The following is a 19,889-nucleotide window of genomic DNA, read 5'->3' as shown; positions in this document are numbered from 1 at the left end:
TGGTTCGATGAGGAGGAAGCTTGGGGTTTTGGTTTTTCTGGCGGTAGTTCTGATGATGTACCTCTACCCCCTTTCGATAGTCCCGCTCCTGCTCCTCGCGAGGGAGTGGGAGGAATTCCGGGAGGAGTGGAGAAAGTCTGCCCTTTTTATAGGGCTCTCGATACCGCTCTACGGGGCGAAGATTGCCCTCGGCATCTCCGGCTGGGCCAAGACCCTTGGGATAACGCCAATTCACGTTTCGCCGGCGGTCTGGTGGGTGGTTTACCTGACCTTCACGGCCCTTCAGACGTTGGCGGTTTACTACGTCTACCGCGCCGGAAGGAAACTCGGCGACTACGCGAGAACCGGTGGCCTCGTAATGCTGATTGCCGTTCCGCTACACCTGCCCAGTCTCAAGCTCTACTTCATCCTCACGTGGACCGGGTTGCTCCTCTTCCTGCTCGGTCTTGAAAAGGGAAAGGAGGTGATAGGATGATTTACGGAGTGCTCTTGAGCATACCCGAGAAGTTCGTGACCAAGTACGAGGACGAAGTCAGGAAGACCATCGGCTACGGCATAGCAAGGGGCGACATAATAAGCTTCACCGAGGCCCGCTACAAGGGCGACGTCGCCTTCGTGATGCTCGCCCGCTCCAACAGGGCCGCAGAGAGGGTTGTAAACGAGCTCAAGGAACTGCCGATAAACGTCAAGGTCATTGAGATTGAGGGCGAGAGCTGATTTGCCCCCTACTTTTTATTGCGCTCGTTTTCTTTTTAGGCAACCGGGAAAGAGAACGGGAAAAGTTCCGGCCAGGCCGCGGGGCATGAAGGACGGCAGGTTCAACAGGCTTGATTAAGCAACCCACTCGAGCTCGTAGCCCCTCGCGCGGAGCTTCACCATTTCTTCCCTCGCTATTCTCTCGGCCTTCTTTATGTCGTTGGTGACGACTATCTTCTCCTTGGGCAGGGTGTTGTTCATATAGTAGACAATCCTCACGAGCATAACACCACCCCCAATGTATCACTGGTGGTGAGGGGTTTGTCGGAGGTTTTAAAAACATTATTGACCATAGCAATACATCAACGAACAGAATAGTGCGAACAAAATAGTACATTGCAGAACAATTATAGACACGAGAACCAATGTGCTGAAGCATGCAAGGAAGTTAAGAAAGGGGAGGTCACTCAAGCTTCTCAAGCTCGTAAACCACAGCGTCCTTCCGCCTGAGCTCCTGAACCGCGATTCTCCTCGCCTCGTCGGCCGTTTCGGCTTCAAACACTATCGTCTTCCCGCTCTCCTCTCCACCGTGGAGGGTGAGGGCCCACCTCATAGTATCACCGCGGGGTTTGTCATATTGCCAAACTTTATAAGTTTATTGGGGCCAGATTTGTCACATGAGGCTCATTATAGGGCGAGAGATTATCGAAATGCTCATCGAGATGGCCAAAAACGCCAACGTTGAGGTCTGCGGCTTCCTCCTGGGCCGGAGAGATGGAGAGGGGGTTCTGGTTTCGGAAGTGAGGAAAGTCAGGAACAGGCTCAACTCCCCGAGCGCCTTCGAGATGGAACCGGAGGAGATGGTCAGGGTTCTCAATGAGGCCGAAGCGGAGGGCCTTGAAGTCGTTGGAATCTTTCACTCCCACCTCAAATGCCCACCAGTGCCGAGCGAGCGCGACTTGGAGGGAATGAGGAACTGGCCGATTATGTGGCTCATCGTCACACCGGAAGGGGAAGTCAGGGCGTGGGTTCTGAGAGAGGGAGAAGTGGAGGAAGTTGAAATCGAAACCGGCCCATGCGAAAACGTTAATAATCACTAAGCCTTACTCTGGCGGGTGGTTTTGATGGACGTTAATGTTCATTTCCTAACATCCCAGATAAGGCAGGTTGCGAGGGAAGCGACAAACGAGGAGGAGCTCAGATATGGAGTGTCAAAGGTTCTGGAGAGCGTTGTTGTCGAACTGGGAGTTAAAGGGAGGTTCGAGAAGGCAACTGCCTTTCTGGATTCTGGTAGAAAGAGAAAAGGGAGAATCGATGCCCTTTATGGTGTGTTATAATTGAGTACAAGGCTCCAGGAAAGCTTAAGGACAAAAAGACGCTTGAAGATGCCGTAGAACATGTGAAGAAGTACATAACTGGAGAAGCTGGTAGCGTTGAGTTCTATCCCTACTATCTGGGCGTGGTTTTTGATGGACACACCATAGCCTTCGTGAGATACTGGAAGGGTTCCTTTAGGACTATTGGACCTCTTTCGTTCAACGAGGAGTCACTTGAGTACCTGCTCGACGCAATTAGAGGCCTAACGAGAAAGCCTCTTGAAGCTGAAACCCTGCTGAAGGACTTCGGACCAAAGAGCGAAATAGCACATAGGGCACTGAAGGCGTTCTATAACTCTCTTGAACACCCAAAATCAGAGCGTATCGAGCTTCTTTTCGAAGACTGGCGGAGGATATTCTCTCAAGTTTGCTCCTACACACCGGAAAAGCTGAAAAAACTCGCCAAGTTCTACGGCTTTGAGAACGCAGACCCAGAGAAGCTAACCTTCGCACTACATACATACTACACACTTCTTATGAAGCTCATCGTAAGTGAGATAGTGAGCGTTCTCTCCGTGGGACTTGCCAGTTCAATCCTCACAAGACTCCACGAGAGTTATTTGAATAGCTCAGAAAGCCTAAGGTTTGTTCTCGAAGAGGAGCTCGAAGAAGGCGGTTTGTTCAGGCAACTTGGCATAAGGAACTTTCTTGAGGCAGACTACTTCGCCTGGTATCTTGAAGAGTGGAACGAGGAGATAGCAGAGGCCGTTCACGAGATGGTCAGGAAACTTATGGACTACGAGCCTTCAACAGTTGAACAGACGCCCGAAAGGGTTGAAGACCTGTTCAAGAGGCTCTATCAGAACCTCGTCCCAAGGGAAATAAGGCACAGCCTTGGGGAATATTTTACCCCTGATTGGCTGGCCGAGCTCACACTTGAAGAAGCCGGTTACGACGGAAACCCTGACATGAGGGTTTTGGACCCAGCCTGCGGTTCTGGAACTTTCCTCGTTTTAGCCATAAAGAGAGCGAGAGAATGGGCGCTGGAACACTGGGGAGTCTCAGCCGATGCCCAGACAGAACTACTCGAAAAGATAACCAAAAACATAGTCGGAATAGACCTCAACCCACTCGCTGTCCTCGCTTCAAAGGCAAACTACCTGATAGCCCTCGGAAAGCTGATTAGATACAGAACCGGCGATGTGACGATACCCGTTTACCTTGCCGATTCCATTACTGTAAGCACCAAGACCTCAGCAAGAGGAGGAAAGAGAATAGCACTGAAGACCGTGGCAGGGGAATTCGAGGTTCCGTTGGAAATAATAGAGAATGGCCTCGTTGATAAGGTCTTTGAGGCCATTGAAGATGGCCTGAGGAGGAACTACAGTCCTGGAAAGTTCGTGGCATACCTTTACACTTACAAACTGAAGGGAAGAAAGTTCAGCCAAGACACAGAGGATGCACTCAAAGAGCTATACAAAAAGCTCTATCAGCTTGAGCAGGAAGGAAAGGACAGGATTTGGACGAGGGTTTTAAGAAACGCCTTCGCCCCTCTCACCCTCGGGAAGTTCGACCTCGTCGTGGGGAACCCACCATGGATAAACTGGGAGAGTCTGCCGGAAAGCTACCGCGAACTGACGAAACCGCTCTGGCAATACTATGGACTCGAAAAAGGTTCAGGAAAAGGTATGGGACGTGTAAAGAGAGACATGGCCATGCTATTCGTCGCCAGAACCTTCGACCGCTACCTCAAGCCCGGCGGAAGGTTAGCCTTCCTCGTGCCATTCACCCTCTTCAAGACGCAGGCGGGGGCCGGCTTCAGGAAATTTTTAACGTACGGCAGAAGGAGAGAGCCAAAGATACCTGTCAAGCTCCTCAGGGTTCACGACTTGGTGACCCTCTACCCCTTCGAGGGAGCGACCACGAGAACCGGATTGCTGGTCATTGAGAAAACCGAAAAAACAGAGTTCCCGGTGCCGTTGATTGTGTGGAACTGGCCGGACAGCAAGGGGGCGGACGTTGAGGCGACGCTGGAGGATGTTAGGAAGAAGGCGAAGATTCATCAGCTCGTGTTCATTCCGATAGAGGAAGGGAAGCCTGAAAGCCCGTGGATGATGACAACAGAGAAAGCCTACGAGGGGATTAAGAAGGCGCTGGGAAGTTCTGAGTACCGGGCTTATGAGGGAGTTCTCACGGCTCTTAACGGTGTCTACTGGGTCAGAATACTCCAAGATGTCGGTGGAGGAAAGGTTCTGATTGAAAACCTGTGGGATGTTGGAAAGAAAAAGGTGAAGAAGGTCAGGAGAATCGTTGAAAAAGACCTTCTGTACCCCCTCGTCAGAGGTAGAGACCACAACAGGTGGCATGTAGAGGATTCGGGGATTTATATTCTCGTCCTCCACGACCCAGAAACCGGAAAGCCCCTACTGGAAGAGAAACTTCAAGTCGACTATCCCCTCACTTACGAGTATCTGGTAGACTTTAAGAAAGAGCTGGAAATCCGCTCAATACACAAGCTCTGGGGCAAAGGAAATCCGTTTTATTCCGTTTATGACATTGGGGAATACACATTCAGACCATACAAAGTCGTATGGAAATATGTCGCTGGAAAAATCAGCGGAAAGGCTGAGTTCTCGACTGCTGTGATGGCCTACAAGGATGATGAATATCTTGGACAAAAAATGATGATTCCCAATGAGAAAATAATGCTCGTTCCCTTAGAAAATGAAAACGAAGCCCACTACCTTTCGGCCGTTCTCAACTCCACGATAACACAGCTCATAGTGGCAAGTTACACAATTGAAACACAAATTTCAACCCACGTCCTCAACAACGTGAAAGTGCCGACCTTCGACCCCTCCACTCCAACTCACATCGAACTCGCCGAGCTCTCAAAGAAGGCCCACGAAGTTGCCAGAGAAAAATACAAGCTCCTCGACGAGCTGAAGGTACTTAAGGCCTCGCTCAAGGGTAAGCGGGGCAAAGAAAGAGAAGCTATAAAGGCAAAAATCGAGGAGCTCAACGAGAAGATAGCGGAAACCGAAGAAAAGCTCAGAAAAATCGAGGCCGAGATTGACAGGAAGGTTGCAGAGCTCTACGGCATAACCAAGGAAGAGCTCAAGGAAATCGAGAGACTCTATGAAGTGCTTATGGAGTAATCAAATGTTTTAAGCATTGAACCCAAATTACAGTTAGGTGAACCGGAACATGGAGGACGTTACGATAAAGAAACTCATAGGGAACCTCGACGTTAGAACGGTTCGGGAGTTGCTTGAGGCCGAGGAAGTAAGGCGGGAGATAAAAGAACTCGCCAAGACCGTCCGAAGGGGAATGTTCGGCGAGGGAGGAACGAACGAGGAATTCAGAAGGCTCAGGGCTGAGGTGAATGAGCAGTGATATTCATCGACACGAATGTCTTCTATCACTACGTTACCAACGGCGAGTTTGCAGACCTCGCGGAGGAAATACTGACGTCAAAAGAACCCAAAATAACCTCAGACACCGTTGTGGATGAGTTCCTTTTCATTATCATCAAGCGAGAAGTCAAGAGGAACTTTGGCATAAATTCCACGCTCAGCCTCAAAGAGAAGCTTGCAAAAGATGACTCGCTCCTTGAGTTCGTTTATGAAACAGGAAAACAAGCACTTGCAGTTTTTGAAAAATTCGACGTAATGATTGTTCCAGATTCCCGTGACTGGGCCAAGATTCTGGTCCTAATGAAATTTTACAGGCTCCTGCCACATGATGCGAGGATAGTGGCCACCGCCCTTGAATATGGGGCAAGAAAATTGGCAACATTTGACACAGACCTTAAAGTAGCAAAAGAAGTTGTAGAACTTATCCCGCCATCATTTTGGGAAACTACTCGTCCCTAATCACTATCTCTATCCTCCTGCCCTCGCGGTAGCCCTTCATGGCCGAGAGCATGCCCTTTATCGTTTTCTCTACCAGTTCCTGAACCCAGTCCTTCATCGGCAGAACCTGTCCGTCTATCTTGACCGTGACTTTGGGCTTCGAGCTCAGCACAACGCAGTCCTTGAGCGTTTTCTCGCCCCTAACTATCATCCTCGCCATCTCGGCGCACTTGAAGCCGCAGAGGCCGCAGTCTATGTTTGGCAACATAAATGCCCTTTTCTCGATGAGGTCGGCGAGCCTCTCGGGTTCCTTCGTCGCGTCAATAACGGGGAGGCCGTCTATCTCCTTAATCCCCGTCGAAGCTATGACCCCGCTCACCGCTATGGCGAGGCCGTCGTTAAGTTCTCTAACGTCCTCCTCGCTCCTCGCGCATATCACCTTGGGGACGTGCTGTATCGATTTGAATCCCTCAAGCAGGAGGAAATCAGCCGAAACCATTGAGAAGAGCGCGTTTATGTCCTTGGCCTTGAAGAGCACCGCGTCGGTGTCGTGAGCCCTAACGAGAACCGCATCGGCAACCTTCGAGAACCGCCAGGTGTCGCTTCCCTCCCTGTCGAAGTCGGCGTGCATACTCTTCGCTATCGCGACGCGATAGTTTCTCTCCTTCAAAACCCTCGCGACGGCCTCAACCGTAGTCGTCTTTCCGCTCTTCTTGAAGCCGACGAAGGCAACGGCCTTCATGTTCTCACCTCAAAGCAGGGTTATCCAGTTGAGGTCGTCTATCTTGACTATCAGCTCCTTGGCCCTGTTGCCCGCGTAATCGGTAACTTCCTTGAGAAGGATTACCTCCTCGTCAAAATCCTCAAGGATTCCTGAAAAGCTCGTCTCGCTTCCAATGCCCACCGCTACTCTCTTCCCCTTCCAGCGCTCCAGCGTCTTGTCGAGCAGGTACTGTTTCTCGCTCATGGCCACCCCCGCCGTTGCTATGTTAGGGACTTTTAATACTTTCCTGGTTGCCAGATACGATAGCAAGACACTGTGACGAAAAGAGAACGGAAAAGTTTATTAACCTCAATGGTCGCCGATAATATGGTATCACTATCAGTGATACTAAAGGCCGCGGCCAGGTACCGTCACCCGCCTCCCCTTTCTTTTCCCTGCCCTTCTGCCGTGAAAGACAGGATTTCAAAAAGGATATAAACAAACCACCGTTCCCCATTCGGGTGGTGACATGAGACTCGTCACGAAGAACGAAGCCGTTAAGCGCGCGCTCATCGAGGAGCTCAGGAAGGAGGGAATACGCTTCGAGGTCCGCTCAAGGGAGGGCTACGAGGCCTTCGTCGGCTACCTCATCGAGGGAACGCTCAGGGAAATCGAGGAGAAGATTGAGAACCTTGAGGGGGCCGACGTCGAGGCAATCAAAGAGGGCTTCCTCTCGTTCAGGGAGAGCCTCAACCACGTCCTTGAGCACCTCAAGGCCGGAGAGAAGGCCGACGAGCTACTCAAAGAAGGCCTCTGGGTGGCTGAGCTTCTCGACCAGCTCTACCGCAACGGGGCAATAGAGTACGACGGCGTCAACGTCAAGCTCAAGGAGGGAATCAACGTCGATGAACTGAAGTTCGAGTTCAAGTTCCCGTTCAACCTCGTCCACGACCCCGGAAAGGTTGAGGAAAAGGTCAAACAGTTCGCCTTCGTGGATTTGGTCATAGAGCACGAGTTCGAAATCCTTGAGCTGAACATCGCCAAGGTGAACGCCCTCGGAAAGATAGCGAGCAAGTACTTCCCCGAGGACTACCTGCTGAAAGCCTACTTCGCCCTCGTCGGCAGGGCAATCCTCGCGGAGGAAATCCTAAAGGCCCTCGGCGACAAGAAAATCCCCGAGGAGGAGCTCGTCAGGGGCTTCCTGAGGGCCTCGCCGATAGCGGTGCCAACGCCGAAGGGGACGCTCGTCATCAACTACTCGCGCGACTCCTTCGAGGAGACCCTCAGGCTTCTCAAGAGGCTCGGCTACGTCGAGATAAAGGGCGGAAAGGTCAGGAAGCTCAAGGATTTGAGCTGATTCTCCCGTCTCTGATTTTAGAGTAAAACCACTTCCTCTCTCGTCTTTGTCCCTGTTTCAGCACTCCGACGTTTGCACCCTTGGGCAACCTTTATAAATTTGGTCATTCAAATGACCAAAATGGTGATGTTATGGTTCAACCTGATGACTTTATTTTGGAGCACCTCCTCAACACCCAAAACCTGCTCGCTCCGTACAACAAGCCCCACAGAAGGGAGCTGTACCCCTGGCTCTCCTCAAAACTGAACGCATATCTTGAAAATGGAACTCCAGACACGGTTCTTCTGCTCGGCATAAGGGGAGTTGGGAAAACGACCCTTCTCGCCCAGCTGTACTTTGAGGCCATAAAGAGAACGAGCCCGAACAACATACTCTACCTCTCGCTCGACAGGCTGAAGGCCCTTGGTCTGGAACTGTTGGAGGTAATTGACGCCTACCGGCGTCTTGTTCGACCAAAAAACGCGGTGCTACTGCTCGACGAGGTGCAGTACGAAAGGGACTGGGATTTAAAGCTCAAACTCCTCCATGATGAGAGGCGGTTCCTCATAATTGCCACCGGTTCATCGGCGATAAAGCTCAGGGAGAGCCCGGACCTTGCGAGACGGGCACTGCACAGGGAGCTCTTTCCGATGACGTTCAGGGAATACCACCTCCTCAAAACCGGTTGCGAACTTCCCGAGCTAATGGGGAAAATCCTTCGGGGACAGGAAGTTTCAATGCCCCCAATAACGGAAGATGTGGAGCTCTACGTAAGGGCCGGCTCGATGCCACTGATTCTCGAAATGGAGGAGTGGGAGGTCTACGAGCGCCTGACCGCGATGCTCGACAGGGTTATCTACCGCGACCTCAGGGACGTGCACGAGTTCGATGCAGAAACGCTTGACAAAACCCTTGACCTTCTCTACCTGCTTGCAACGCCAAAAGGGGAACGCTTCAGCTACGAGAGGCTCTCAAAGACGCTCGGTCTGGCCAAAGGAACCGTTATAAAGCTGATTGATGCCCTTGAGAAGGCCGGTCTCGTGCATAGGATTCTTCCATGCGGTTCGCTCTCAAAAGCAAAGCGGAAAAGTCCGAAAATAAAGTTTATAGCGGTCCCAATAAAGTCGGCCCTGCTCTTTGGCTCCGGCTTCAGCCTGGGGAAGAAGGAAGTCTTTGCCTCGTTGCTTGAAGATGTCGTGGCGTTCTATCTGTTCCTCCTCGCAAAGTCCAGAAACGGCAAACTCTGCTACGAACCCGGCAAAGGAGGGGCAGACTTCGTTCTCGAGGTGGGTGGAGAGAAGGTCGTAGTGGAAGTCGGCCTCGGCAAGGTCAGGAAAGACCAAGTTGAAAGGAGTATGGAGCGCCTAGGAGCAAAGAAGGGCATCGTATTGGGTAGCAAGTATGAGGTGGGGGATAGGATAGCGTTTTATCCCTGGCAGATGTTTGTGGCAGGATTTTAATCCATGAGCTCCGGGGAAAGGTACTCAATCCTCGCCCTTCCGTTTTTCTCCAGCCACTCCAGCAGTTCCCTTGCGAACTCGAACTTCTTTCTCTTACTCTCCCAGACCGGCGAGTGCTCCCTCAGCGAGGGCTTGCTCCACCTCCCAACGATATCGCCGAAGTCGAAGCCAACCAGCGTTATCTCTCTGGCCCCGAGTTCTTCAGCCAAAAAGGCCGCCCTGTCACCGTCGGTGAAGCCCCCGAAGTTGTAGATTATGTCCAGGGGCTCTGTCTGGCAGGTGCCGAGGATTCTCGACAGGAACGGGACGTAGGAGACGAGCTTATCTCCGTTGTCCCCATGGGCGTGGACGACGAGGAAGGAACCTTTGTCGTTGGCGAGTTTTATGTCAGAAATCCTTCCGTCGAGGTCCGTGACGATTACATCGGGAACGAGGCCGAAGTCGAGCAAAGCCGTCGTCGCCCCGTCTGCAGATATGAGCGTCCCGTCCGAGAAGTCGAACTCGGCCAAGGCCCTCTCAAGGCTCGGACCCGCGCCGAAAACGTAGGCTTTCCGCCCGATTACCGCCTCAAGCTCCTCGCGGAGGATGTACTCATCGCCCTCGAGAAGGAGCGAGCGGAGTAGCTCAGCCGACTTCCGGTCTTCCTCGATTGAGTAGCCCATCTCCCTCACGATGCGGAGGTAGAAGGGCTCCCAGTCCTCCCACTTCATATGCGTGCAATTGGACGGAAGGTTTATGAAGGTTTTCTGGAATGGAGCCAACTTCATGTTACAATCTTGTAAAGCTTAATCCATTGTCGTTTAGACAAATTCAGCCACGAAAGGTTTAAAACATCAACGAACTTAAAGGAACACCCGGTGACAACCATGAGCAGATCAAAGCTTGGACTTTTGGTAGTTTTTTTGGTTGTTTTTTCGGTCGTGGCCAGCGGCTGTATAAGCGGCGGTGGTAGCTCTTCAACGAGCCCCTCTTCGACCCCAACGGCAACGGGCTCGGAGAAGGACACGATAATAATCGGCGTTACCGACAAAGTAACCGACCTCGACCCCGCGAACGCCTACGACTTCTACACGTGGGAGGTTCTCAACAACGTCATGGAAGGTCTTGTCAAGTACAAGCCGGGAACACTTGAGATAGAGCCCGCCCTTGCGGAGAGCTGGGAGGTTAACAAGGACTCAACCGTCTGGACGTTCCACCTCAGGAAGGACGCCAAATTCGCAGATGGGACTCCCCTGACGGCGAAGGACGTCGTCAGGAGCATAAACAGGGTAATGACCATTAAGGGCGACCCCTCCTGGCTCGTCACGAGCTTCGTCGAGAAGGTCGAGGCCAAGGACGACTACACGGTCGTCTTCTACCTCAAGCACCCGACCGCTTACTTCCTCGCGCTCCTAACAACTCCACCCTACTTCCCGGTCAGCCCGAAGTACGACAACGACAAGATTGACAGCGACGCCACCTACGGAGGTGTCGGGCCCTACAAGATAGTCAAGTGGGTCCGCGACCAGGAGCTCGTCCTCGAGGCGAACCCCTACTACTATGGCGAGAAGCCGAAGACCAAGAAGATAATCATCAAGTTCTACAACGACGCCTCAACCATGCGCCTTGCCCTTCAGAACGGCGAGATTGATGTAGCTTGGAGGACGCTGAGGCCGACCGACATAAAGAGCCTCAAGGAGAGCGGAAAGTTCAACGTCATCGAGGTTCCCGGTGGATTCATCCGCTACGTCTGTTTGAACACCAAGATTGACCCGACCAAGGAGGTAAAGGTCAGGCAGGCCCTCGCGGCGGCCGTTGACAGGAACGAGATTTCCAAGATAGTCTACCAGGGAACGGTTGAGCCCCTCTACAGCCTGATTCCGAACGGAATGTGGAGCCACCTCGACGTATTCAAGGATAAGTACGGCGACGGCAACATCGAGCTGGCGAAGAAACTCCTCCAGGAGGCCGGCTACTCAGAGAGCAACCCGCTCCAGATAACCCTCTGGTACACGCCGACCCACTACGGCGACACCGAAGCCTCGTTGGCTCAGGTTCTCAAGAGCGAGTGGGAGAAGACCGGAATGATTAAGGTCACCATCAAGAGCGCCGAGTGGAACACCTACACCGACTACGCGAGGAAGGGCCAGATGATGGTCTACCTCCTCGGCTGGTACCCAGACTACCTCGACCCCGACGACTACACCACGCCGTTCCTTGACAGCGACGCCAACGGCTGGGCCGGAACCGGCTACGAGAACCCGACAGTGAACGAGCTCCTCAGGAAGGCCCAGACCATAACCGACCAGAACGAGAGGGCCAAGCTCTACGAGCAGGTTCAGCAGATACTCGCCCAGGACGTTCCCTACATACCGCTCGTCCAGGGCAAGCTCTTCGTCGTTACCCAGAAGAACGTCAAGGGCGTCGTAATCGGCCCAGACATGATATTCCGCTACTCCACCCTCTACAAGGAGTGATTTCCTTTTCTTTTCCCACTTTAGTGAGGTGATAGAATGGCAAGGGGACTCGGCAGGTACATCCTTATCAGGGCTTTAATGATAATCCCGATGATACTCATCCTCTACACGATTGTCTTCTTTTTCCTGAGAATCCTTCCCGGAAACCCGATTTTAGCCGTTGTCGGAACTAAGAACATCCCTCCAGAGCAGTTGAAGCACCTCGAACACCTGGCCGGCCTCGATAAGCCCCTCTACGTCCAGTACTTCGACTACCTCTGGAAGATGCTCCACGGAGACTTGGGCGTTACGCTCGCCTCGCCGATGGGCAAGCCCGTTTCGAGCTACATAGCGCTCCGCCTTCCCGCGACGATAGAGCTGACCATATTCGCCTTCACGGTCAGCGTGCTCCTCGGAATAGCGACAGGCGTCCTCGGCGCCGTAAAAAAGGGCACGAAAACCGACACCGCGATGAGAGTTTACAGCATAGTGGCCTACACCCTCTTCATTCCCTGGTTCGGCATGATGCTCCAGTACCTCTTCGGCGTCAAGCTCCACTGGTTGCCGACCTCGGGCAGAATTGACCCATCGATAACGTCGTTCCACCCGATAACGGGCCTCTACATCCTCGACAGCATAATCCAGGGCAACTGGACGGCCCTCGGAAGCGTGCTCGAACACCTGATTCTGCCGAGCCTCACCCTCGGAATAGTGCTCAGCGGTGCCTACACGAGGCTCGTGAGAAACAACCTCGTTGACGTCCTCAGTCAGGACTTCGTGAGGGCCTACAAAGCGAGGGGCGTTCCCGATAGAAAGGTCCTGCTCTACGCGCTCAAGAACGCCTTCATTCCCGTCGTCACGCTCATGGGCCTCCAGTTCGCGATACTCCTCGGCGGAGCCGTTCTGACCGAGACGACCTTCAACTGGCCGGGGATGGGAACGTTCATAATGGACAGGATAAGCTACCGCGACTACAACTCGATACAGGGAGCGGTGATAGTGTTCGCCTTCTTCGTCGGCGTAATCAGCCTCATCGTCGACGTCATCTACGCCCTCCTCGACCCGAGGGTGGAGTACTGAGGTGATGGCAATGATGGTCATCGAAGGGTTCGTCAAGCTCCTCCGCGAGAGGAAGCCCGGGAGGGGCCTCTTCATATTCGGCTTCTCCATAGTGCTCATCGTAATCCTGATGGCGATTTTCGCGCCCTGGATAGCGCCCCACAACCCGACGGAGATAAGCGCCGACGTATTCCAGCCCCCGAGCTGGAAGCACCCGATGGGAACCAACAACCTCGGCCAGGACGTCTTTTCAAGGATAGTCTGGGGCTCGCGCGTAATCCTCTACGTCGTTGCCGTTGCGACGACGCTCTCAATAGTCATAGGCGTCCCCCTCGGCCTGCTCTCGGGCTACCGGGGGGGCAAGATAGACAGGGTCTTGAGCATGGTAATGGACAGCATCTACTCCTTCCCGTCGCTCATCTTAGCCATAGTCATCGCCGTCGTCCTCGGCCCGAGCCCGATAAACACCGCAGTCGCGATAAGCTTCGTCTACGTGCCAACCTACTTCAGAATGGTTCGCGGGCAGACGCTCAGCCTGAAGGGTCAGCTCTTCGTCGAGGCCGCAAGGGCCCTCGGCGTCAAGGACTGGGAGACAATGAAGAAGTACATCCTCCCCAACGTCCTGCCGACGGTTCTCGTCGTCTTCACTCTCAGCGTCGCCGATGCCATACTGACGGAAGCCGGTCTGAGCTTCCTCGGGCTCTCTGTAACCCCGCCAACGCCCGACTGGGGCTACGACCTGCGCGTTGGACAGCCCTTCCTGCTCGACGGCTACTGGTGGCTGGCCTTCTTCCCAGGAGTCATGATAATGCTCCTCGCGATGGGCTTTGCCATGATTGGAGAGGCCATCAACGAGAGGCTCTCCCTTGGAACGAGGTGATGAAAATGCTCCTTGAGGTCAGAAACCTTAGCGTTTACTACTACACCCTCTCCGGAGTTGTTAAGGGCGCCGAAGGGGTCAGCTTCAACGTCGAGGAGGGAGAGTGGATAACCTTCGTCGGCGAGAGCGGGAGCGGGAAGTCAACGGTGGCACATGCGGTCATGAACCTCGTTCCCTCACCGGGAAAGGTCGTCTCCGGCGAGGTAATCTTCGAGGGAAGGGACATACTCAAGCTCTCCAAGGAGGAGCTGAGGCAAATCAGGGGAAAAGAAATGACGATGGTCTTCCAGGACCCGATGACGAGCCTCGACCCCCTGCGGACGATAGGCGACCAGATGATTGAGGCCATGACCGTCCACGGCGTCCCAGAGGATGAGGCGAGGGAAAAGGCCAAGGAGCTCCTCCAGAGGGTTAATCTGCCTCCCGACAGGCTCGATTACTACCCGCACCAGCTCTCCGGTGGCCAGAGACAGCGCGTCAGCATCGCGATTGCGATGGCCTTCCGGCCGAAGCTCCTCATAGCGGACGAGCCGACGACTGCCCTTGACGTCATCGTCCAGGACTCGATAATGGATTTGCTCGACGAGATGAAGGCCGAGGGGACGAGCATCTACTTCGTAACCCACGACATATCGCTCGCGGTTGAGAGGAGCGACAGGATAGCGGTGATGTACGCGGGCAAGCTCGTCGAGCTCGGAACGGTTGAGCAGATAGTCGAGAACCCGCTCCATCCGTACACGAAGGCGCTGATAGAGGCGGTCCCGGACCTGTGGAGCGAGAGGCCGGTCAAGGCGATACCCGGCTATCCGCCGGACCTCAGGAACCCGCCGAAGGGCTGCCGCTTCCACCCGAGATGCCCGCTCGCAAAAGCCGGCATCTGCGACGCGGAGGAGCCGGAGCTGAGGGAGGTAGAGCGCTATCACTTCGTCGCCTGCCACTTCCCAGGGGGTGCAAAGGATGAGTGAGCCACTCCTAAAAGTCGAGAACCTCAAAAAGTACTTCCCTGTCAGGAGAAGCCTCATCGAGTCACTGAAGAAAGTCCCACCGAAGTACGTGAAGGCCGTTGACGGAATAAGCTTCGAGATAGCGCGCGGGGAGGTCTTGGCTCTCATCGGCGAAAGCGGTTGCGGAAAAACCACCGCCGGGAGGACGGTGCTCAGACTGATAGAGCCGACCGACGGGAGGATAGTCTTCGACGGGACTGAGGTAACGAAGCTGAGTCAGGAGGAGCTGAGGCCCTTCAGGCGGAGGATGCAGATTATCTTCCAGGACCCATACTCAAGCCTGAGCCCGAGGATGAAAATTGGCGACGCCATAGCGCACCCGCTCCTCGTTCACGGCCTCGCGGAGAAGGAAGAGGCCAAGGAGATAGCCCTAAAGATGCTCAAGCGCGTCGGATTAACCCCGGAGGAGGAGTTCTACGAGCGCTATCCGCACCACCTCAGCGGCGGCCAGAGGCAGCGCGTCGTCATAGCGAGGGCGATGATACTCAAGCCCGAGTTCGTGGTCGCCGATGAAGCGGTCTCGATGATAGACGTTTCAATGCGCGCCTCAATCCTCGAGCTCCTTGAGTCCTTCAGGGAGGAGTACAACCTCAGCCAGCTCTTCATAACCCACGACATAGCGGTCGGAAAGCTCATAGCCGACAGGATAGCTGTGATGTACCTCGGGAAGATAGTCGAGATTGGGCCGACCGACGAGGTGCTGAAGAACCCGGCTCACCCATACACGAAGGCCCTCATAGACGCCGTTCCCTCGATAGCGCGCAGGAAGAAGGGCAGGAAGTTCAGGGTGAAGGGCGAGGTCCCGAACGCTGTGGACGTTCCGCCCGGATGCCGGTTCCACCCGAGGTGCCCGTTCGCGACCGAGGAGTGCAGAACAAAGGAGCCGGAGCTCGTTGAGGTTAGCCACAACCACTTCGTCGCCTGCCACCACCCGCTTCACTGACCCCTCAGCTTTTTATCCATTTTCAGCATCTCCCTCCACTGTTTTCCGGACCAGTAGATTTGTCCACAGTTCTGGCAGACGTAGAATTCGTTGTAATTCTCGTAGACCCCCGGTGGAACCTTGCCCTTAACGGCTTCCTTTGGAACCGCTTTTATGGGCCCGTTGCACTTCGGACAGCGCGCGTTAGATGGAAAGAGCTCCCCAAACTGGACGCCGAGGCGCTTCAGTTCTTCAACCTGCCCCTCAAGCGAGTTGGAGTGTAGCAGGAAAGCTTTGACGCCGAGCCGTTCAGCCCTCTCTGCAAGGGCGACGTCCTTGGTGAGGATTACCCTGCCCTCTTTCCGGGCAACCTCGATTATCTCGTCGTCGTCCTCGATTCCGTAGAGTGTGTCGTAGCCGTAGAGGCGCAACCAGCGGGCGAGTCTTCCGAGCATCATGTCGGCGATGAACCTCATTCGCATCGGAAAAAATTGGAAATGGGGTTAAAGGCGTTTGCGGAGCAGGGGCAGAACCGTTAGGAGGACGATGAAGGCGGGCCCGCAGAGCTTTTCGTTCACCTGCTCGCTGGTGGCGATTGTTGTGCTTCCCGTGGTCGTCGAGACGTTTGAAGGTGCTTCTTCAACGGGCCGAATCGGCGCGCTTCCCCTCATGAAGACGTAGTAAAGCCAGCCCTTTTCGTCGAGCCTCGGCTGAAGAAGCGGATAGGTATAAACGGTACCGTTTTTGGAGATATAGCCGATAAGAGGTGGAAGTTCGCGAAGGGTCATGGTGTAGTCACCGCTGAAATGAGGGGAGAAGTAGTAGGTGCCGTTAAAGAAGACGACCCTGGGACAGCAGTAGTACACTATGAATCCGTCGTTCAGGGGGATGACGTAGAGGTATTTCACAAGCTCCCGGTTGGGCGCGAACTTGAGGAGGGTCTTCAGGGGCAGGTACAGCCTCCTCGGATTGGGCCGGGGTTCTATGAAGGCAACCGAGCCGTTATTGAGAAAGTCATCGAACCAGTAGACCCCTTGCATCTTCCCCGGCTCCACCCATTCCACTCTAACGAGCTTGTTTCCCTCAATGCGGTAATAGCGGTCAACGGTGGTGTTGTAGACAAGCCCGGAGAGATACTCCTTTAACGTCGGTCTTGGCGAGGGGGGATACGGATTAACGAAACGGTCCTCTGTAACTTCTACGTAACTCCCCCCTTTGGAGCTAAAGAAGCCTATGAAAATGTTCGAAGCAATAACCGCATCCTCGCTCTCGCTGGTCGGAATCTTCGGAAGAAACCTCTCCCAGCTTCCCCTATGGCAGAAACCTATGTGAACGCTTTTTGGCTCAATCCCCCTCGAGGGAACCTCAGGAACACTAACCGCGAGAGGGGTTAGGTTCGAGCCAGAGTAATATATTACAATCGGCGGAACCTTCTCGTAAGGAATCGTTCTGTTGCCAAATTCGTTGGGGTTCCCAGAGGATGCCGTGAACACGAAGGTGCCGTTAAATCCCATCAGCGACCAGCCCGGCAGGTAGATTAAGTAACCGTTTCTCACAGGCACCGCCCGGAGGTAAGGCTGAATCCAGTCGAGGACGTAGCGGTCGAGGAGGTCTTTGGGAATCAAGAACGAGAAGCCGCCGCCGGAGAACTCCACGCTCCCGTTCTTTATGGTCGGGGAAAGCACGGGAAGAAGGTTCCCGGATTCCGGAACGTCCGAAACTCTAACGGCGCACATCTTATTCGTGTCGACTCTGTAGGCGTAAAGAATGCCGTGTATGGTGTCGCGCCCCCACAGATACCAGTCGCGGGAGAATGTGGCATTAACAACCTGAACCCCCGCTGGAAAAATTGTCTCGTTGAGGTAGTAGAACCCGCTGGAGTTCAAGAGGTAAAGCGTGCTCCTAACCAAGTCGGGTTCGAACTCGATTCTGGCCAGGTAATCGTCCCAGTCCTCAAGGGGGCCGTTGAGGATGGTGTAAGGGTAGATGACCAGTCTTATCACTGCCGTCGTGCCGTTCGAGAAAACGTCGGTCTGAACCTGAACCGGGTCCATGACGCAGGGCTGAGACTGAACGAATGGCAGGCTTAATGAGATGATTAGGACCATCAGTAAAATCATCGGTATGTAACGTTTCATGCCATTCACCACCAATACAAGGAACAAGCGGTATAAAAACATTGGCATCGCCGTGGAAACCCCACTAGCTCAGGGGGACAACTTTTATAAGCGCACACCTTATTTTACAACCATAAAATAAAAAAACCGGTGGTCATTATGCTCGTCTACTTCATCGGCACCGGCGGAAGCGAGGGGATTCCTGCTCATCTCTGCACCTGCTCGACCTGCAACGAGGCGAGAAAGTTCGGCTTCGCCCAGAGGAAGCCCTCAACGCTCGCGGTAATTACTGGCAAGGGGAAGGCCGTTCTCTTCGACGTCGGGACCGATATAAGGGACTTCCTCAACGTCCCGCTTGAGGCCATCTTCCTGACCCACTGGCACCACGACCACATCTACGGGCTCTACAAGCTCCGCTGGATGGCAAGGGAGACGGTTCTTTATGCACCGGAGGGGAGCGCCGACGCGCTAATCCTGCAGGACCCGAAGAACCTCCGCCCGAGAACGCTCAGGCCCTTCGAAACGGTCGAGCTCGACACGCTGAGGATTACGGCGTTAAAGCTCAACCACGGCGTTGAAACCCTCGGCTACCTCATCGAGGAGGACGGAAAGGGCGTTGCTCTGCTCTACGACACCAAGGGCCTTCCTGAGGAGACGCGGGAGTTTTTAGAAAAGAAAGCCCCGCTCAGGCTGGCGATTGTGGATGCCACCTATCCACCCGGCTTCGACGACCCCTACCACAACAACGTTGACGAAGCGGCCGAGCTCGGACTTAGATTAGCTGAGAGAACCGTTCTGAGCCACATCTCCCACAAGAACCTGCCGTTCCTTGAGCTAACCGACTACGTGCGGAAGAGGTGGGGGAACAGGGTTTTAGTTGCCTACGACGGCATGGTTTTCTACGTTTAGTCATCCTCCAGAAACCCGAGAAAGGCTATCGCTGTTATGGAGGTCGTCTCGGTGTTCGGGTCTCCGACGGGAATTATCCTCCCATCTTTGACCTCGTAGCCCGTCACAATCCCGCCGTCCTTCGACTGGAGCGCCGTCAGAATCCGGGAGCAGGATAGGTAAACGCTTCTTCCCTCCTCCGGTTCTCCAAGGGCCCGGTAGAGGTAGACGAAGAGGGCGCACTTGTAGGACTGGTAGACGCCGGAGAAGGCCCTGTCCCTGAAACCGCTGCCATCCCACATGGAGAGCAGACGGGAGTAGAGGCGAAACGCTTCATCCCTCTTCCCCCGAAGGAGGTCGCTCAAGGCACCGTAAACGACCAAATCGGCGTAGGAGCGCCAGTCGCGCATAACGCACGAGCGGTTCGCGGTTTCGAGCTTCAGCGTGAAGGTCGCGTTGAACCTCTTCGAATTAACCCTGCCGAGCGTTTTGACCTCGGGGCAATAAAAGCCGTCGAGGGGTCTGCCGAGGAGGGGGTCAACCCTGCCGTTGTAGGAAACGCCGTAGGCCGCGAGTGAACGGCTCACGTTCCTCCAGAGAGTTGAGTTGAGGAGTTTCAGCGCCCTAACGGCCAGAATGTTGTCGTTGGCGAGCCATATCGTCTCGTTATCCGGATAGGAGGTCACGGAAGCCCTCAGGAGGCCCGCTTCGGGGACGTACTGGGACTGGAGGAAGGCCCTCATCGCGGAGGCCTCGGGGGTAGGAGCTCGGGCCGGGGGCTCGATTAGGGGAATGGCAACGAGGAGGATGAATAAGAGCGCGAGCAGAGCAAGCTTCCGGGTCATCAAAGGCAATTGGGGTGGGAGAATAAAGGGCTTGCGGTCGCTGACTTTACACCACGACCAAAAGATTATTAACTACCGCAGAGCTATGTGCGAATAACACTTTTTAAAGTACTACGGGGAATCACAAAATCCGGGTGACGAGGATGGGGGTTGGGGAGCTTATAACCGCAGGAAGGCTCGAAGATGCGGAGACAATGCTCCGGAGCGTGAACCGAGCGGGGCTTGACGAAATGAAGCTGCTCAACTACACCCATAACGTTGTGGAGCTTGCACTCGCTTTCCTTCAGAGGGATGGGCTTGACAGGGCAGTCAATACGGTTCTATCACTCATCGATGCCCCCGATGATATTTCATAGGGACTCGAGCGGATTTTT

Annotated in this window: 24 protein-coding genes; 16 read left to right on the top strand and 8 right to left on the bottom strand. The window is 54.3% G+C overall.

The window, feature by feature from the left end:
• The first annotated feature begins 7 nt into the window (after positions 1-7).
• Together E3E30_RS00450 and E3E30_RS00445 are read left to right on the top strand one after the other, a co-directional pair.
• Entirely contained in the window at positions 8-475 is a 468-nt protein-coding gene (locus E3E30_RS00450; protein WP_167728082.1) for a transposase, read from the top strand.
• Complete coding sequence (locus E3E30_RS00445; RefSeq protein WP_042690755.1) at positions 472-717, top strand: hypothetical protein; 246 nt, start codon at positions 472-474, stop codon at positions 715-717. Before E3E30_RS00450 ends, E3E30_RS00445 begins: the two co-directional genes overlap by 4 nt.
• 114 nt (positions 718-831) lie before the next feature.
• Here the strand turns inward: E3E30_RS00445 and E3E30_RS00440 are convergent, their stop codons facing one another.
• Positions 832-981, bottom strand: a complete 150-nt coding sequence (locus tag E3E30_RS00440) for a hypothetical protein (RefSeq protein ID WP_167728081.1) — start codon at positions 979-981, stop codon at positions 832-834.
• A gap of 178 nt (positions 982-1,159) precedes the next feature.
• Entirely contained in the window at positions 1,160-1,309 is a 150-nt protein-coding gene (locus E3E30_RS00435) for a hypothetical protein (protein ID WP_167728080.1), read from the bottom strand.
• 64 nt (positions 1,310-1,373) lie between these two features.
• On the opposite strand from E3E30_RS00435, the gene E3E30_RS00430 reads away from it, so the two are divergent.
• The 5 genes from E3E30_RS00430 (at position 1,374) to E3E30_RS00410 (ending at position 5,887) form a co-directional block, all read left to right on the top strand.
• Positions 1,374-1,796 (top strand): M67 family metallopeptidase, encoded by a 423-nt coding sequence (locus E3E30_RS00430; protein WP_167728079.1) that lies wholly within the window; start codon positions 1,374-1,376, stop codon positions 1,794-1,796.
• Between the two features lie 15 nt (positions 1,797-1,811).
• Positions 1,812-2,033 (top strand): hypothetical protein, encoded by a 222-nt coding sequence (locus E3E30_RS00425; protein ID WP_167728078.1) that lies wholly within the window; start codon positions 1,812-1,814, stop codon positions 2,031-2,033.
• Positions 2,034-2,095: 62 nt separating this feature from the next.
• Entirely contained in the window at positions 2,096-5,170 is a 3,075-nt protein-coding gene (locus E3E30_RS00420) for an N-6 DNA methylase (protein WP_167728077.1), read from the top strand.
• A gap of 37 nt (positions 5,171-5,207) precedes the next feature.
• Positions 5,208-5,408 (top strand): hypothetical protein, encoded by a 201-nt coding sequence (locus E3E30_RS00415; RefSeq protein WP_167728076.1) that lies wholly within the window; start codon positions 5,208-5,210, stop codon positions 5,406-5,408.
• A complete protein-coding gene (locus E3E30_RS00410; protein ID WP_167728075.1) occupies positions 5,405-5,887 on the top strand; it encodes a PIN domain-containing protein in 483 nt (160 codons plus the stop codon). The genes E3E30_RS00415 and E3E30_RS00410 overlap by 4 nt, the downstream gene beginning before the upstream one ends.
• Here the strand turns inward: E3E30_RS00410 and mobB are convergent.
• Together mobB and E3E30_RS00400 are read right to left on the bottom strand one after the other, a co-directional pair.
• Positions 5,874-6,608: a molybdopterin-guanine dinucleotide biosynthesis protein B gene (gene mobB / locus E3E30_RS00405; RefSeq protein WP_167728074.1), complete on the bottom strand. Its 735-nt coding sequence runs from the start codon at positions 6,606-6,608 to the stop codon at positions 5,874-5,876. The two genes, E3E30_RS00410 and mobB, sit on opposite strands and share 14 nt — an antisense overlap.
• Positions 6,609-6,617: 9 nt before the next feature.
• Positions 6,618-6,833, bottom strand: a complete 216-nt coding sequence (locus E3E30_RS00400) for an LSm family protein (protein WP_042690762.1) — start codon at positions 6,831-6,833, stop codon at positions 6,618-6,620.
• A gap of 265 nt (positions 6,834-7,098) precedes the next feature.
• On the opposite strand from E3E30_RS00400, the gene E3E30_RS00395 reads away from it, so the two are divergent.
• Complete coding sequence (locus E3E30_RS00395; RefSeq protein WP_167728073.1) at positions 7,099-7,926, top strand: hypothetical protein; 828 nt, start codon at positions 7,099-7,101, stop codon at positions 7,924-7,926.
• A gap of 131 nt (positions 7,927-8,057) precedes the next feature.
• Positions 8,058-9,365 carry an ATP-binding protein gene (locus E3E30_RS00390; RefSeq protein WP_167728072.1) on the top strand — a complete coding sequence of 436 codons (1,308 nt, stop codon included), beginning with the start codon at positions 8,058-8,060 and terminating at the stop codon, positions 9,363-9,365.
• Here the strand turns inward: E3E30_RS00390 and E3E30_RS00385 are convergent.
• Entirely contained in the window at positions 9,362-10,075 is a 714-nt protein-coding gene (locus E3E30_RS00385) for a 6-hydroxymethylpterin diphosphokinase MptE-like protein (RefSeq protein WP_167728071.1), read from the bottom strand. The genes E3E30_RS00390 and E3E30_RS00385 overlap by 4 nt on opposite strands.
• A 156-nt stretch (positions 10,076-10,231) precedes the next feature.
• Here E3E30_RS00385 and E3E30_RS00380 point away from each other — a divergent pair, with 156 nt between their 5' ends.
• Genes E3E30_RS00380 through E3E30_RS00360 form a run of 5 tightly spaced genes read left to right on the top strand, consistent with a single transcriptional unit; the run spans position 10,232 to position 15,686 of the window.
• Entirely contained in the window at positions 10,232-11,821 is a 1,590-nt protein-coding gene (locus E3E30_RS00380; RefSeq protein ID WP_167728070.1) for an ABC transporter substrate-binding protein, read from the top strand.
• A gap of 36 nt (positions 11,822-11,857) precedes the next feature.
• A complete protein-coding gene (locus tag E3E30_RS00375) occupies positions 11,858-12,880 on the top strand; it encodes an ABC transporter permease (RefSeq protein WP_167728069.1) in 1,023 nt (340 codons plus the stop codon).
• 4 nt (positions 12,881-12,884) lie between these two features.
• The gene (locus E3E30_RS00370) at positions 12,885-13,739 is read left to right on the top strand and encodes an ABC transporter permease (RefSeq protein ID WP_240922483.1); all 855 of its coding nucleotides are present in this window, start codon (positions 12,885-12,887) and stop codon (positions 13,737-13,739) included.
• Between the two features lie 5 nt (positions 13,740-13,744).
• Positions 13,745-14,704 (top strand): ABC transporter ATP-binding protein, encoded by a 960-nt coding sequence (locus tag E3E30_RS00365; RefSeq protein WP_206205076.1) that lies wholly within the window; start codon positions 13,745-13,747, stop codon positions 14,702-14,704.
• Positions 14,697-15,686, top strand: a complete 990-nt coding sequence (locus E3E30_RS00360; RefSeq protein ID WP_167728067.1) for an ABC transporter ATP-binding protein — start codon at positions 14,697-14,699, stop codon at positions 15,684-15,686. Before E3E30_RS00365 ends, E3E30_RS00360 begins: the two co-directional genes overlap by 8 nt.
• On the opposite strand, the gene E3E30_RS00355 is transcribed toward E3E30_RS00360, so the two are convergent.
• Both E3E30_RS00355 and E3E30_RS00350 read right to left on the bottom strand, forming a co-directional pair.
• Positions 15,680-16,141, bottom strand: coding sequence for a Mut7-C RNAse domain-containing protein (locus E3E30_RS00355; protein WP_167728830.1), 462 nt, complete (start codon positions 16,139-16,141; stop codon positions 15,680-15,682). The genes E3E30_RS00360 and E3E30_RS00355 overlap by 7 nt on opposite strands.
• A 27-nt stretch (positions 16,142-16,168) precedes the next feature.
• Positions 16,169-17,803, bottom strand: coding sequence for a CGP-CTERM sorting domain-containing protein (locus E3E30_RS00350; RefSeq protein WP_240922550.1), 1,635 nt, complete (start codon positions 17,801-17,803; stop codon positions 16,169-16,171).
• 138 nt (positions 17,804-17,941) lie between these two features.
• Between E3E30_RS00350 and E3E30_RS00345 the strand changes: the two genes are divergently transcribed.
• Positions 17,942-18,691 (top strand): MBL fold metallo-hydrolase, encoded by a 750-nt coding sequence (locus tag E3E30_RS00345; protein WP_167728829.1) that lies wholly within the window; start codon positions 17,942-17,944, stop codon positions 18,689-18,691.
• On the opposite strand, the gene E3E30_RS00340 is transcribed toward E3E30_RS00345, so the two are convergent.
• Complete coding sequence (locus E3E30_RS00340; RefSeq protein ID WP_206205053.1) at positions 18,688-19,515, bottom strand: hypothetical protein; 828 nt, start codon at positions 19,513-19,515, stop codon at positions 18,688-18,690. The genes E3E30_RS00345 and E3E30_RS00340 overlap by 4 nt on opposite strands.
• Before the next feature lie 134 nt (positions 19,516-19,649).
• Between E3E30_RS00340 and E3E30_RS00335 the strand changes: the two genes are divergently transcribed.
• Positions 19,650-19,871: a hypothetical protein gene (locus E3E30_RS00335; protein WP_167728065.1), complete on the top strand. Its 222-nt coding sequence runs from the start codon at positions 19,650-19,652 to the stop codon at positions 19,869-19,871.
• Positions 19,872-19,889: the final 18 nt, after the last annotated feature.

Source organism: Thermococcus sp. 9N3, from assembly GCF_012027685.1.
GTDB lineage: Archaea > Methanobacteriota_B > Thermococci > Thermococcales > Thermococcaceae > Thermococcus > Thermococcus nautili.
The sequence above is the reverse complement of the archived record's forward strand: the minus strand, read 5'-3'. Positions and strand labels throughout refer to the sequence as shown.